13 protein-coding genes are annotated in these 14,117 nt (G+C 75.2%); 9 read left to right on the forward strand and 4 right to left on the reverse strand.

Annotated elements, in window-relative coordinates:
* Nucleotides 1-237 precede the first annotated feature (237 nt).
* Complete coding sequence (locus BXA10_RS04805) at nt 238-687, reverse strand: SAV_6107 family HEPN domain-containing protein (protein WP_076467914.1); 450 nt, start codon at nt 685-687, stop codon at nt 238-240.
* A gap of 492 nt (nt 688-1,179) precedes the next feature.
* On the opposite strand from BXA10_RS04805, the gene BXA10_RS04810 reads away from it, so the two are divergent.
* From BXA10_RS04810 to BXA10_RS04835, 6 genes are all read left to right on the forward strand, one after another.
* Nucleotides 1,180-1,668 (forward strand): YbaK/EbsC family protein, encoded by a 489-nt coding sequence (locus BXA10_RS04810; protein ID WP_076468291.1) that lies wholly within the window; start codon nt 1,180-1,182, stop codon nt 1,666-1,668.
* Nucleotides 1,669-1,744: 76 nt separating this feature from the next.
* The gene (locus BXA10_RS04815) at nt 1,745-2,482 is read left to right on the forward strand and encodes a monooxygenase (protein ID WP_076467915.1); all 738 of its coding nucleotides are present in this window, start codon (nt 1,745-1,747) and stop codon (nt 2,480-2,482) included.
* Nucleotides 2,479-3,030, forward strand: coding sequence for a GNAT family N-acetyltransferase (locus BXA10_RS04820; RefSeq protein ID WP_076468293.1), 552 nt, complete (start codon nt 2,479-2,481; stop codon nt 3,028-3,030). The genes BXA10_RS04815 and BXA10_RS04820 overlap by 4 nt, the downstream gene beginning before the upstream one ends.
* Nucleotides 3,027-3,893 carry a carotenoid biosynthesis protein gene (locus BXA10_RS04825; RefSeq protein ID WP_076467917.1) on the forward strand — a complete coding sequence of 289 codons (867 nt, stop codon included), beginning with the start codon at nt 3,027-3,029 and terminating at the stop codon, nt 3,891-3,893. The genes BXA10_RS04820 and BXA10_RS04825 overlap by 4 nt, the downstream gene beginning before the upstream one ends.
* Nucleotides 3,890-5,017 carry a glycosyltransferase family 2 protein gene (locus tag BXA10_RS04830; RefSeq protein WP_076467918.1) on the forward strand — a complete coding sequence of 376 codons (1,128 nt, stop codon included), beginning with the start codon at nt 3,890-3,892 and terminating at the stop codon, nt 5,015-5,017. Before BXA10_RS04825 ends, BXA10_RS04830 begins: the two co-directional genes overlap by 4 nt.
* Nucleotides 5,018-5,027: 10 nt before the next feature.
* Nucleotides 5,028-6,512, forward strand: coding sequence for a phytoene desaturase family protein (locus BXA10_RS04835; RefSeq protein WP_076467920.1), 1,485 nt, complete (start codon nt 5,028-5,030; stop codon nt 6,510-6,512).
* A gap of 105 nt (nt 6,513-6,617) precedes the next feature.
* Here the strand turns inward: BXA10_RS04835 and BXA10_RS04840 are convergent, their stop codons facing one another.
* Both BXA10_RS04840 and metF read right to left on the reverse strand, forming a co-directional pair.
* Entirely contained in the window at nt 6,618-7,310 is a 693-nt protein-coding gene (locus BXA10_RS04840) for a CDP-alcohol phosphatidyltransferase family protein (RefSeq protein WP_076467922.1), read from the reverse strand.
* A gap of 40 nt (nt 7,311-7,350) precedes the next feature.
* Nucleotides 7,351-8,268, reverse strand: coding sequence for a methylenetetrahydrofolate reductase [NAD(P)H] (gene metF, locus BXA10_RS04845; RefSeq protein ID WP_076467924.1), 918 nt, complete (start codon nt 8,266-8,268; stop codon nt 7,351-7,353).
* Between the two features lie 455 nt (nt 8,269-8,723).
* Here metF and BXA10_RS04850 point away from each other — a divergent pair, with 455 nt between their 5' ends.
* Together BXA10_RS04850 and BXA10_RS04855 are read left to right on the forward strand one after the other, a co-directional pair.
* Complete coding sequence (locus BXA10_RS04850; protein ID WP_076467926.1) at nt 8,724-10,157, forward strand: helix-turn-helix domain-containing protein; 1,434 nt, start codon at nt 8,724-8,726, stop codon at nt 10,155-10,157.
* Between the two features lie 9 nt (nt 10,158-10,166).
* A complete protein-coding gene (locus BXA10_RS04855) occupies nt 10,167-11,249 on the forward strand; it encodes a polyprenyl synthetase family protein (RefSeq protein WP_076467928.1) in 1,083 nt (360 codons plus the stop codon).
* 234 nt (nt 11,250-11,483) lie between these two features.
* Here the strand turns inward: BXA10_RS04855 and BXA10_RS04860 are convergent, their stop codons facing one another.
* Nucleotides 11,484-11,873: an Rv2175c family DNA-binding protein gene (locus BXA10_RS04860; protein WP_076468295.1), complete on the reverse strand. Its 390-nt coding sequence runs from the start codon at nt 11,871-11,873 to the stop codon at nt 11,484-11,486.
* A 261-nt stretch (nt 11,874-12,134) separates the two neighbouring features.
* On the opposite strand from BXA10_RS04860, the gene pknB reads away from it, so the two are divergent.
* Entirely contained in the window at nt 12,135-14,117 is a 1,983-nt protein-coding gene (gene pknB, locus BXA10_RS04865; protein WP_076467930.1) for a Stk1 family PASTA domain-containing Ser/Thr kinase, read from the forward strand.

Raw genomic sequence — 14,117 nt, forward strand, 5'->3', positions numbered from 1 at the left:
GGAGGACGTGGCACCACGGGATCCCTCGTCGGCCGCGGCCGCCGGGCTCGGTGCCGGCCGTCCGGCTCCCCCCGCCGGGCGGTCGGCACCGAGCCCGGCACGGGCCTGGACGGCCCGTCGCCGGCCACGTACGGCACGGCGGCGCCGTGTCCGGATCGGGTGGGAGTGCCGCATGCCCCGGGCCGCCCGGAGGTCGCCGCCGGCCGGGCCGGCGCCGGCGGTCACCTCGCCGGCGGATCAGGCGGCGAGTCCGTCGAGTGCCGGTTGGTGGGCCGCACCGAGCGCGGTCTCCACCACCGAGACGAACTGCCCGGCCGCGCGGAGCAGGTCGTCGGCCTCCCGGGCGCTGACCACCCGGGGGATGCCGGCCTCGGCGGCAGCCCGTTTTCCGGCCCCTGCCGCGAAGTAACTGGCCCATTCGTCGAGCTCGGGGGCGACGGCGGAGAGCAGGACCCAGACGCTGGTGATCTGGTTACGGCGGGTGGGGGTGGGCCGGGCGCGGGCGGCGAGCAGAGCCGCTGCCGCGCGTAGCGCGGCCAGGTGGGCGGCCGCGTAACGGAGGCCGTCGGGACGGGTCTGGCCGGCCTCGGTCAGCCCGTGCCGGGCCACCGCGAGGAGCTGGGCGGGGGTGCGGTGCGGCAGCACGTGCGCTGGCACCGTCGGTGGCTGAGCCGAGTTGGACGGCATGGACTGTCTCCTCCACATGGCCGAGGCGGCCGGCCGGCGACGGACGTTCGTTCCGGCCGGCGGACGCCGGGTCGAGTGGTGCGGAGGAAGACGCACCGGTGTGGTGGCCGGCCCGGGTGTGGATGCTTCCCCACACCACACCCGGCCGGCGTACCGGCGGGTTCGTCGTCCGCCGCCCGGGGGTCGTGGGCGGCGGACGACGCTCCTGCCTGACGGGACCGGGCTCGCGACTGCCCGGAACCCAGGTGCGGCCCGCGGAAGCCGCACCGTCCGGAGGCGGCGCCGCGAAACACCGCGCCCGGAGGGTTGGAACGAACGTTCGAGGCAATCGAACACTCGTTCTAACTGCTGCTGACAGTACACCCCTCCGCCGACGAAAATGCAACGTGTGACGCGCCGGACCGCCGGGAGCGCCGGCAGCGCGGACGACACGGGCCGGGACACGGCGTGGCCGGTCAGGCCGGCGCGGGGACCACCGGGAAGAATGACCCCATGCAGCCACACCCCAACGTACGGGCGGTGCAGGACGCGCTGACCGACACGAACGCCCGCGACGCCTCCGGCACCCCCAGTGCCGTACGCCTACTGCCCGAGGCGGTGCCCACCGCCTCGGCGGCCGCCGAGGCGCTCGGCGTCGATGTCGGCCAGATCGCCAACTCGCTCCTCTTCGAGGCCGACGGCGAGCCGCTGCTCGTACTGACCTCCGGCGCGCACCGCGTGGACGCCGCCGGCCTGGCCGCGTCGATCGGGGTCACCCGGCTGCGACGGGCCACCCCGGAATTCGTCCGCACGCACACCGGTCAGCCGATCGGCGGTGTCGCCCCGCTCGGGCACCCGCGACCACTACGCACCCTCGTGGACACCGCCCTGGCCGCGTACGGCGAGATCTGGGCCGCCGGCGGCGTGCCCCAGGCGGTCTTCCCGAGCACCTACGACGAGCTGCTCCGGATCACCGCCGGCACCCCCACCGAGGTGGCGTGACCGAGCGGAGCGAGCGAACCATCGGGCGCAGCAGCGTGGCGCCTCGCGCCACCGCGCAGCGAAGCGAAGCGGTGACGTGAACGAGCTTCACGTCCCGGGGCTGGTCACGCTGCACGTGTGGCGGACCGCCCCGGCGAAGCTGCCCCGGGCGCTGGCCCGGATGGCGCTCGACCCGCGCCGGCTGCGCGCCACTCCGGGCGTACGGTTCGGCAAGCTGCTCGGCACCGGGACCGGCACCGGCTTCGGGCCGGGCGACGCCGACCCGACCCGATGGGCGGCGCTGACCGTCTGGGACTCCCCCGCCGCAGCGGCCGGCTTCGACGACACACCCGTGGGCCGGGCCTGGGCGCGGATCGCCCGCGCCACCGTCCGGGTCGACCTGCGACCGCTGGCCAGCCGGGGCGAGTGGTCGCGCCGCCGTCCGTTCGGCGAACCGTCCGGCGGTCCGGTCGGCGGCCCGGTGCTCGCCCTGACCCGGGCCCGGCTGCGGGCCCGGCGGGCGGTCACCTTCTGGCGGGCGGTCCCGCCGGTGGCCGCGGCCCTGCGTACCGCGCCCGGGCTGCTGGCCCGGTTCGGCGTCGGCGAGGCCCCGCTGGGCTGGCAGGGCACGGTCAGCGTGTGGCGCGCCCCGGCGGACCTGGTGGCATTCGCGTACCGTCACCCGGAGCACCGCGCGGCGATCACGCGTACCCCCACCGAGGGGTGGTACTCCGAGGAACTCTTCGCGCGGTTCGAGATACGCGACGTGGTCGGTGACCGCACGGTGCTGGGCTGGGTCGCGGACGACCAGGACACGAGAGGTGGGTGGGCATGAGGTTGGTGCGGTGGACCCCGGACGATCTCGTCCGACGGCTGGACGACGTGGTGGCCGTCTACGGCGAGGCGATGGGCTACCGGATCGACCTGCTGGAGGCCCGGCGCGGCTACATCGCCACCCATGTCCGCCGGCCCGGGTTCCGCGCCGTGGCCAGCCTGACCAGCGAGGGCCACCTCGCCGGCTTCGGGTACGGCTACCTCGGCTCGTCCGGACAGTGGTGGCACGACCAGGTGCACCGGGCGCTGGAGCCGTCGGCCCGGCAACGCTGGCTGACCAACTGCTTCGAGGTGGTCGAGCTGCACGTCCGTCCGCCGGCGCAGGGGCACGGCCTGGGCGCCGGGCAGCTGCGCGCGCTGCTCACCATGGCCGAGGGGACCACCACCCTGCTCTCCACCCCGGAGGCCGACGAGCAGAAGTCGCGGGCCTGGCGGCTGTACCGCCGGTTCGGTTTCGTGGACATCCTGCGCGACTTCCACTTCCCCGGCGACGAGCGGCCGTTCGGCGTGCTGGGGCGGGACCTGCCGCTCGAACCCCCCGCGACATGATCCGGCGGCGGCTGCCCTGGGCACTGCTGGCCCTGCTGGTGCTCGCCCAGATCTGCTACCCGCTGACCGCCGGGACGACCCGGGCACGGCTGACCGTGGCCACCGTCGGCCTCGGCTACCTGCTCTCGGTCGGCCATGCCCTGCTCAGCCGGGGTCCACGCACCGCGGCGGCGCTGGTCGCGGTGGCCACCGGTGGCGGGTTCGCCGTCGAGGCGGTCGGGGTCGCCACGGGGGTGCCGTTCGGCAGCTACGACTACTCGGGCGAACTGGGGCCGAAGGTGGCCGGCGTGCCGCTGATCATCCCGCTGGCCTGGACCTGGATGGCCTGGCCGGCCTGGCTGGCGGCGGTCCGGCTCAGCACCGCGCCCGCCGGCCCACCGACCGGTCACCCGGTGCGCGGCCCGGCTGCCGGCCGGCTCGCGCTCCGGCGGGTCGCGCTGGCCGCGGTGGGGCTGGCCACCTGGGACCTCTTCCTCGACCCGCAGATGGTGGCCGAGGGCTACTGGCGGTGGCGGGATGCCGTTCCGGCGCTGCCCGGCCTGCCCGGCGTCCCGCTCAGCAACTACCTCGGCTGGCTGCTGTTCGCGGTGCTGCTGATGAGCGCGCTGCGTCCGCTGGCCGGGCCGGCCGTGACGACCACCGACGGCCCGGACGCGCCGATGTTCGCGCTCTACCTCTGGACGTACGCCTCCAGCGTGCTGGCCCACGCGGTCTTCCTGGACCTGCCCGCCTCGGCGCTCTGGGGCGCGGCCGGCATGGGGGTGACCGCCGTGCCGCTGGCGGTGGCGCTGCTGCTGACCCGACGACGCGGCCGGCCCCGGCCCTGGCGGCCGCAGCCCTCCGGAGTCGACGCGCCCGCATGACCGCCCTGATCGCGCTCGCTCTCGGCGTGGCCGTGCTGACCGGCCACACCCTGGTCAACGCCACCCGCTGGCTCCGCCGCCCGGCAGCGCCCCCGGGCGAGGTGACCGAGCCGGTGGCGGTGCTGCTGCCGCTGCGTGACGAGGCCGAGCGGGTAGGCCCGTGCCTGCGGGCGCTGCTCGACCAGCGGGCGGTGCCGGGTCTGCGGATCGTGGTGCTCGACGACGGTTCCACCGACGGCACGCCCGACGTGGTCCGCGCGATCGTCGGCGACGATCCGCGGGTCACGCTGCTCACCGGGGCGGCTCCGCCACCGGGCTGGCTGGGCAAGCCGTACGCCTGCTGGCAGTTGGCCACCCGGGCCGACCCGGCGGCCACCGTGCTGGTCTTCGTCGACGCCGACGTGGTGCTCACCCCGTACGCCGTGGCGGCGGCGGTCACCGAACTACGCTCGGCCGACGTGACGCTGCTGTCGGCGTACCCCCGGATCGTGGTGGCGACGGCGGCCGATCGGCTGGTCCAGCCGCTGCTGCAGTGGTTGTGGCTGACCTTCCTGCCGCTGCGGGCCATGGAGCGTTCGCCACGGCCGTCGCTGGCCGCGGCGGGCGGGCAGTTCCTGGCCGTCGACCGGGCCGGTTACCTGCGGGCGGGCGGGCACGCCGCGGTCGCCGGCCGGGTCCTGGAGGATATCGAGCTGGCCCGGACGGTCAAGCGCGCGGGTGGCCGGATCGCGCTCGCCGACGCCTCGCGGTTGGCCGACTGCCGGATGTACGCGGACTGGCGGCAGCTGCGCGACGGCTATTCGAAGTCGCTCTGGGCCACGTTCGGGCATCCGGGCGCGGCGGCCGTCGTGGTGGCCCTGCTGCTCCTGCTCTACACCGCGCCACCGCTGCTGGTGGTGGCCGCGCTCAGCACCGGGTCGGTGCCGGCGGCGCTGGTGGCCGCGGCGGCGTACCTGCTCGGGGTGGCCGGTCGGGTGGTGACCGCTCGGGCGACCGGCGGCCGGTGGTGGCCCGACGCGCTGGCACACCCCGTGTCGGTCGTGTTCCTCGGTTGGCTGACCCTGCGGTCGTACCATCTGCGGAAGCGGCGGCGGCTGTCCTGGCGGGGCCGCCCGGTCAGCTAGGAGGCGCGGGATGGCGCGAATCGTGGTCGTCGGCGCCGGGGTCGGCGGGCTGGCCACCGCCGCCCGGCTGGCCGCCACCGGGCACGAGGTGACCGTCTTCGAGCGGGCCGACACGGTCGGCGGCAAACTGGGCCGCCACGTGCACGACACCCCGGCCGGCCCGTTCCACTTCGACACCGGGCCGAGCCTGCTCACGCTCCCCGAGGTCTTCGCCGACCTGTTCGAGGCGACCGGGGCGAAGCTCGACGAATACCTCGACCTGGTGTCGCTGGACCCGGTCGTCCGCCATGTCTTCCCGGACGGGTCGACGTTGGACTCCTGCGCCGACCCGACCGAGTTCGCCGCCCGGATCGGCGCCGCCTTCGGCGACCGGGCGGCGGCCGACTGGCAGCGGCTCTGGCGGCGGGCCGCCCGGGTGTGGGCGGCCTCCTCCCGGGACGTGCTGCGCCGCCCGATCGACTCGCCCCGGGACCTGGCCGCGCTGGCCTGGCGGCTCGGCGACCTGGCCGCCATCGCGCCGGGCCGGACGCTGCGCGGTCTGGGCCGCCGCCACCTCACCGACCGGCGGCTGCGGATGCTGCTCGACCGCTACGCCACGTACACCGGCGCCGACCCGCGTCGCGCGCCGGCCGCGCTGGTCGCCGTTCCGTACGCCGAGCTGACGTACGGCGGCTGGTACCTGCGGGGTGGGCTGGGCACGCTCGCCGACGCGCTGCTGTCGCGTTGCCTGGACCTCGGCGTGGTCGTGCAGACCGGCACCACGGTGACGCGGATCGACGCGGCGGGTGGCCGGGTGCACGGCGTACGCCTGGAGGCTGTCGCCGCGCCGGTCCCCGCCGACGTGGTCGTGGCCAACTGCGACGCGCTCACCCTCTACCGGGACCTGCTACCCAGCCCACGCCGGCTGGCCGGGCTCACCGACCGCAGCCTGGCCGGGTTCGTGCTGCTGCTCGGGGTGACCGGCTCCAGCGGGCTGGCCCACCACAACGTCTTCTTCCCCGGCGACCACGACGCCGAGTTCGACGCGGTCTTCGGCGACCCGGGCCGGGGGGTGCGGGCCCGACCGGCGCCGGACCCGACGGTCTTCGTCACCGTCGCCGACGACCCGCTGGTACGGCCGGACGGCCACGAGGCGTGGTTCGTGCTGGTCAACGCGACCCGCCAGGGCACCTCGACGGGCGCGGTGGACTGGCGCCGGCCCGGCCTCGCCGAGGCGTACGCCGACCGGATCCTGGAGGTGCTCGCGGCGCGCGGCGTCGACGTGCGGGACCGGTTGCTGTTCCGGGAGATCCGCACCCCGGCCGACCTGGACGCGTCGACCGGCGCGCCGGGCGGGGCGATCTACGGCACCGCCGGGGGTCTGCTCCGGCCGGCCAACCGTGGCCCGGTGCACGGGCTGTGGCTCGTCGGCGGCTCCAGTCATCCGGGCGGCGGTCTGCCGATGGTCACCCTCTCCGCCCAGATCGTCGCCGCCGACATCGGCGCCGCCGCGTAGCCCACGCTCAGCGCGCCACCGGTAGCAGTGCCGACCGGCGACGCTCAGCCGGCCGCGGCGGGGGCCGCGACGCTCAGCCGCCCGCGTCGGAGGCCCGGGCGGCGCTCAGCCGGCCTCGATCAGGGCACGGCGGACGGCGGCGAGAAGCTGGCCCAGACCGAAGCCGGCGAGCAGCACCCAGACCGCGGACGCCATGGTGATGGTGCCGGCCGCGAGATCCGGCTCGATCAGCCCGGCCAGCCCCGCCACCAGCAACCCGCCCAGGGCGACCAGGACGCGGGTGGGCCGCTCCCCCACCGTCACCGCGCCGATCTCCCGCATCCCGGCGGAGACCGCCCGGGCCCGCACGTACTCGTGCAGCCAGGAGAGCGCACCACCCGCCGCCGCCAGCGCGCCCGGTGCGCCGACCAGCCAGAACGCCACCAACCAGGTGGCCTCACCGATCCGGTCGGCCACCGAGTCGTAGACGTAGCCGAGCCGGGTGGTGCGGCCGGTCACCACCGCCACCGCACCGTCGACGCTGTCCGCCACCCCGGCGAGCAGCACGAACAGCGCCCCGAGGAAGGGCCCGTCCACCGGTTGCACGGCGAACACCGGCACACAGACGCAGAGCAGCACACCGACCACCGTCACCGCGGTGGGACCGACCCGGAGCCGGCCCAGCACGTACCCGACGTGGTAGGCGAAGCGCAGCCAGGCGCGCACCACGGGGGCGGCCCGGCGGGGGTCGAAGCCTCCGTGCAGCCGCGCCCACACCGTGGCGTACTGGTCCCAGTTCATCAGCTGTGTGCCCACCACTGACCAACCGTCCCGGCCGGGATCAGGTGTCGGGAAAGTGTCAGGCCCGCGCCTGCACCCGGAGGTTCTGCCAGACCTCGCGGGTGGCGGTGGACCGGTTGAGAGTGATGAAGTGGATACCCGGCACACCCTGGTCGAGCAGCCGCCCGCACATCTCGCTGGCCTGCTCGATGCCGAGCTTGCGCACCGCTTCGGGGTCGTCGGCGACCTTCTCGAACCGCGCGGCCAACGCGGGCGGGAAGGGCGCCCCGGAGAGCTGGACGGACCGCTCGATGGTGGCCATCCGGGTCACCGGCATCACGCCGGCGAGGATCGGCGTGTCGCAACCGGCGGCGGCCACCCGGTCCCGCAGCCGCAGGTAGTCGTCGGCGTCGAAGAACATCTGCGTGATCGCGAACTCGGCGCCGGCCCGGCACTTGCGGACGAAGTGCTCGGTGTCACTCGCCACGTCGGGCGAACGCGGGTGCTTGTACGGGAAGGCGGCGACGCCGACGCTGAAGTCACCGGCCTCACGGATCAGCTGGACCAGTTCCTCGGCGTAGAGCACGCCCTCGGGGTGGCGAACCCATTCGCCACCGGGGTTGCCCGGCGGGTCGCCGCGCACCGCGAGCATGTTGCGCACCCCGACGCCGGCCAGCCGGCCGATCACGTGCCGCAGCTCGGCGACGGAGTGGTCGACCGCGGTGAGGTGGGCCATCGGCAGCAGGGTGGTCTCGGTGGCGATCCGCTCGGTCACCGCGACCGTGGTGTCCCGGGTCGACCCACCGGCCCCGTAGGTGATGGAGACGAAGGAGGGTCGAAGCGACTCCAGCTCCCGGATCGCCTGCCAGAGCAGGCGCTCGCCCTCGGATGTCTTGGGCGGGAAGAACTCGAACGAGAAGGTCGGCTGCCGCTCACGGATCAGCTCCCCGATCGCCGGCTGCGGGTTGGGGAGGACAGAGGGGAGACCGAGCGCCACGCCCAGACTCTAGCGGGCGATACCCGCCGGATCCGTGACCTTCCCACCCGCTGGCACCTGAGCGGGCCCCCGGCGGACGTTCCGGTCCGGAACCGGCGCGACGGCGGCCGGGGCCACCACCACGGCCGCCCGCCCCGGCGTTGTTCGGGGACTCGACGGCCGGCCGTCCCGGCGGCGGCCCGTCGCACGGCAGGCCCGGCGGCGGCCCGTCGCACGGCAGGCCCGGCGGCGGCCCGTCGCACGGCGGGCCCGGCGCACGGTGGCCGGGGACGTGGCGGAACCCGGCGACGGCGCAGAAAGCGTCGTACCCCGGGGGTATCCAGTAGGCAGCGCGGGTGGCGCCGGCCGCGGCCGGACTCCACGGGGGGCCGTGCGGGGGTCGCCGTTGTCAGCGGCGGTGCGGTCGGCCGAAGGGCGGGCCGTGACGCCGTACCCGCGACCGTTCCGGAGGACCGATGGCCTCGCCCCCGCCCGACGGCCCGCTGCTGTTCGGGCCGCTGCTCACCCAGCTGCGGCTGGCCCGTGGCTGGAGTCAGCGGCGCATCGCCGCCGAGCTGTGCGCCGCGGCCGGCATCCCGACGCTGAGCCGGCACGAGGTGTCCCGGTGGGAACGGCAGGTACGGGTGCCCGGCGACTTCTGGCTGCGCTGGCTCGCCGTCGTCCTCGCCGTGCCGGTCGAACTGCTGGCCGACGCGGCGACCCGCGCCCGCCGGCTCGCCCCGTCGGCGACCGGGCCGACCGGCGCCGGTCGGTCCCGCGCCGCGCTGCTCGGCCTGGCCCAGCGCTGGTGCGCCGACCCGCACGCCCCACTGTTGGTCACCGCGTCGGGGCGGTTCGCCGGGCCGAGCCGTTCGGGCAGCGGGTACGGCCCGGTTCCGACGCCGCCGACCCTCCCCGCCGACGTGCCCCGGCCACCGGGCCGGGCGTACGCCGTCGACCTGGCCGGGCTGCGGCGGCTCGACGACCTGGCCGGTGGGGTCGACCTCGCGCCGCTCGGCACGGACCGGCTCCGCCGGGCGGTGCGGGCGCTGCCCCGGTCGAGTCCGGCCGGTCGGCGCCGGTTGCTGCCCCTGCTCGCCGAGTCGGCCCAGCTCGCCGGCTGGCTCGCCGCCGACGCGGGTGACCCGGCCGGTGCGCTGGACGCGTACCGGCTCGGGCTGCGTGCCGCCGCGGCCGCCGGCGAACCGGCCCTCGCCGGGCACGTGCTCGGCTCGGCCAGCCACCTGCTCGCCGGGGCCGGCGACCCCGAAGGCGCCCTCCTGCTGGCCCGCACCGCGTACGCCGGCAGCCGACGGTGGGCCAGCGCCGGGTTGCGCGCCCTGCTGCTGCACCGGGTGGCGTTCGCCGCGGCGCTCGCGGAACGCCCCGACACCGCCGCGCAGGCCCTGCTCGCCGCCGACCGGGTCGGTCCGGCTCCCGCCGCCGGGCGTGAGCCGGGCTGGCTCTACTGGCTCGACGCGGCGGAGTTGGCGGCGATGACCGGACGGACCCTGGTCGCCCTCGGGCGGCCCCGGCGGGCCGAGGCCCTGCTGGGCGGGGCGGCGCGGGAGTCCGGGCGTCCACGCCGCGCGGCGGTGTACGGCGGTTGGCTGGCCCGCGCGTACCTCCAACTCGGCGAGGTGGAGCTGGCCTGCGAGACGGCGGGTACCGCCCTCGTCGACGCGGTCCGCGCCGGGTCGCCCCGGGCGCTGGCCCAGCTGGCCGAGGTACGGCGCGGCCTGGCCGCTCACCGCCGGGCACCGGCGGTCCGCCGTCATATGGCGCTGGTCACGGCCGCCCGCCCGTACCTGCCCCGCCCGCTCTCGCCGGGGCCCGGGCGGGGCCGGTGCGGGCGAGGTGGCGCCCACCCGGATACTGGCGGGTACCGGATGCCCGACCGGACCGGCTAGCGTTCTCGCGTGAACGACGCAGCTTCCGTCTCCCCCGTCGACCGTGCCGGACTCCGGCAGCGAGTCGACAAGGCCCTCACCGAGTTCCTGGCCAACCAGCGGATCTGGATGGCCGGTGTCGACGACGCCCTGGCGCCCCTGGCGGAGGTGATCGAGGCGTTCGTGCTGGGTGGCGGCAAGAGGCTGCGGCCGGCGTTCGCCTACTGGGGCTACCGCGGTGCGGGTGGTGTCGACAGCGACCAGGTGCTGGGCGCGCTGGCCGCGCTCGAGCTGGTGCAGGCCAGCGCTCTGATCCACGACGACCTCATGGACCGTTCCGACACCCGGCGCGGTGAGCCCGCGGTGCACCGCCGATTCGCTGCCCGGCACCGGCGGTCCGGCTGGGGCGGCGACCCGGACGGGTTCGGCGACGCGGCGGCGATCCTGCTCGGCGATCTCTGCCTGGTCTGGTCCGACGAACTGCTGCACTCCGCCGGGCTGGAACCGCGCATGGTGGCCCGGGCCCGTCCGGTCTTCGACGAGATGCGTACCGAGGTCACCGTCGGGCAGTACCTCGACGTCCTCGCTCAGGTGACCCGGGACACCTCGGTGGAGCGGGCCGGCAAGGTCGCCCGTTACAAGTCGGCGAAGTACACGGTCGAGCGGCCGCTGCTGCTCGGCGCCGCGCTGGCGGACGCCCCGGCGGACGTCGAGGCGGCCTACTCGGCGTACGGGTTGCCGCTCGGTGAGGCGTTCCAGCTCCGCGACGACGTGCTCGGCGTCTTCGGCGACCCGGCGCAGACCGGCAAGCCGGCCGGTGACGACCTGCGCGAGGGCAAGCGGACCTACCTGGTGGCGGCCGCGTTGGAGGCGCTCGACGACGCCGACCGGGAGCAGCTCCGGACCGGGCTGGGCGACCCGGGACTGGACGAGGAGGGAGTCGCCCGGTTGCGCGGGCTGATCACCAGGAGCGGCGCGCTGGCCCGTACGGAGCAGCGGATCGGCATGCTGACCGACAGCGCGCTCGCGGCGCTCGCCACGGTCGACCTGGACAGCGAGGCCCGCCAGGCACTGGTCGACCTGGCCGCGGCCGCCACCCGCCGCACCGACTGACCCCCACCCCTCCCCTGGGTTCCCGGGCCCCTGGCCCTTCCCGGGGGCTCCCGAGGCTCCCGAGGCTCCCGAGGCTCCCGAGGCTCCCGAGGCTCCCGAGGCTCCCGAGGTCGATCATGAAGTTATTGCTCCGAAAACGCCGGTGCTGCCGGTAATAACTTCATGATCGACGCGCCCCGCGCCCAGCGCCGGCGCGCCACGCACCCCGGGGCCCGGGGCCGGGGCCGGGTGGGGTTAGAAGCCGAGGGCCTGGGCGCGGCGTTTGACCTCGCGGGCCTGGTCACCGCCGAGGGCCACCGCCGGGGTTCCCGGCAGGGTGTCGTCCGGCTCGTAGAGCCAGCGCAGCGCGGCCTCGTCGTCGTAGCCGGCGTCGGCCAGGAGGTTGAGCACGCCGGGCAGGTGCTTGAGCACCGTACGGTTGGCCACCAGGTCCGCGGGCACCCGGCGGACGCCGTCGCGGCGGACCGCGAGCAGTTCCCGGTCGCGGACCATCTGGTGCACCTTGCTGATCGACACGTCGAGGCGCTCGGCGACGTCGGGCAGGGTCAGCCAGCCTGTCGCGTCGACGGGACCAGCCTGGTCGGGGCCGGCCGCGGCCCGGTCGGCGGGTAGGGATTCGGTCACCTGAACACCCTGCCACGGGGTGACCCCGGCAAGCCAAACGGCACCCCGGATGCGCCGAACCGGCACGGAAAGTGACAACATCGTCGCCGACGTCGATGGCGGGTTGGCCCGTACACCAGCCGGCGGAGCTGACCGAGAGGAACGTTCGAGCAGGTCAGTGCCGTTTTGTGCGGCGGCTGAGCGCGGCGGACCGACGAGGTTCGACCTCGGCTGTAGCATCCTGTTCAACCTTTGCCCTCCGGACACATAGACTTCCTGCCGATGGACACACAGGTCGCCGACACGTTGCTGGGCTCGCTGATAGACGGGCGCTACCGCATTCGCGGTCGCGTGGCCCGTGGCGGGATGGCGACCGTGTACACCGCCACCGACGAGCGTCTCGAACGCACCGTCGCAGTCAAGATCATTCATCCGACCCAGGCTCCCGAGGCTCAGGCCCGGATCGCGGGGTTCGTGGAGCGCTTCACCGACGAGGCGAAGACCATCGCCCGGCTCACCCATCCCAATGTCGTCGCGGTCTACGACCAGGGCACGCACGCCGGCCTGCCCTATCTGGTGATGGAGTACGTGCGCGGCCGCACGCTGCGCGAGGTACTCGCCGAGCGGCGCCGGCTCAACCCGGACGAGGCGCTGGCCATCTTCGAGCAGATGCTCGCCGCGATCGGCGCCGCGCACCGGTCCGGGGTGGTCCATCGCGACGTCAAGCCGGAGAACGTGCTGGTGGCCGAGGCCCCCACCGGCGGCATGGCCAACCTGGTCGACAGCGTCGTCAAGGTGGCCGATTTCGGCCTGGCCCGCGCCGTCGAGGCCAGTGCCGAGGAGGAGAGCGGCAACCAGCTCATGGCGACCGTGGCGTACGTCGCCCCGGAGCTGGTCACCAAGGGCTACGCGGATCCGCGTACGGACGTCTACTCGGCCGGCATCGTGCTCTTCGAGATGCTCACCGGCCGGGTGCCCTACGACGGTGGCCGGCCGGTCGACATCGCCTGGCAGCACGTCGATCGTGACGTGCCGTCCCCGTCGACCCTGGTTCCCGGCCTGCCACCGGTCCTCGACCGCCTCGTCGCCCACGCCACACGCCGCGACCCGGGGGCGCGGCCCGCCGACGCCGGCGCGCTCCTCGCCGAGGTGCAGGTGGCCCGCGACGACCTGGGCAACTCGAACGGCCACACCACCGTGCTGCGTCGGGTCACCGCCGCGCCGCCGGTCTCCGAGCCGACCATGGTGGTCGCGGCGGTACGTCCGGCCGAGCGACCGGCGTGGGCCCGGCTGCCCGAGGGCGGCCAGCGGGCCGGCCGACGGCGTGCCGCCCCGGAGGAGAGCGACGGCCTCGGCTCCCGGTTCGGTGGGCTGTTCACCAGGCTGGCGGGGGAGAATCGTGGCCGCCTCGCGCTGATCGCCGCCGCGGCGGCGATCGTGCTGGTCGCCGCGCTCGCCGGGTGGTACCTCACGATGGGTCGCTACACGGACGCCCCGCAGCTGGTGAGCCTGACCAAGGCGGAAGCGGAGGCACAGGTCGCCCGCGCGGGCCTCGTGCTGAAGTACGCCGAGCCCCGCTACGACGCCACCGTCCCGAAGGACAGCGTCCTGCTTCAGGTCCCGGCCTCAGCCGATCGGATCATCAAGGGCGGCACCATCACGCTGACCCTGTCCCTCGGCCCGGAGCAGTTCCCGGTGCCGGATGTGGTGGGCAAGGAGTTCGAGCTGGCCGAGGCGGATCTGGTCAACGCCGGTCTGGTGGTGGTCAAGGGCACCGCCCGCTACGACGACAACCTGCCCGCCGGGGTGGTGGTGGCCACCAACCCGAAGGTGGGCGCCGAGGTCAAGCCGGGCGCCAAGGTGACGGTGATCCTCAGCAAGGGCAAGGCCCCGATCAGCGTGCCCAACCTGGTCGGCAAGAACCTCAACGAGGCACGGAGCGCCCTGTCCCAGCTGGGCCTGGTCGCGGTCGAGAACTACAAGGACTCGGACAAGCCCAAGGACGAGATCATCGGGCAGAGCCCGTCCGACGGCACCGGCGTGGAGCGGGGCGCCGAGGTCAAGCTGGACATCAGCAAGGGCCCGCCGCTGGTGGTGGTGCCGCGGGTCATGGACCTGCCCTGCCAGCAGGCCAAGCAGGTGTTGGAGAGCCAGGGCTTCCCGGTGACCGTCCAGTTCAACCCGAACGCGGTCGTCCGGTTCCAGAACCCGAATGAGAACTCGCAGGTGCCGCCCGGCACCCCGGTCACGATCGGATGTCTCTGA

The organism is Micromonospora avicenniae, assembly GCF_900156065.1.
Taxonomy (GTDB): Bacteria; Actinomycetota; Actinomycetes; order Mycobacteriales; family Micromonosporaceae; genus Micromonospora; species Micromonospora avicenniae.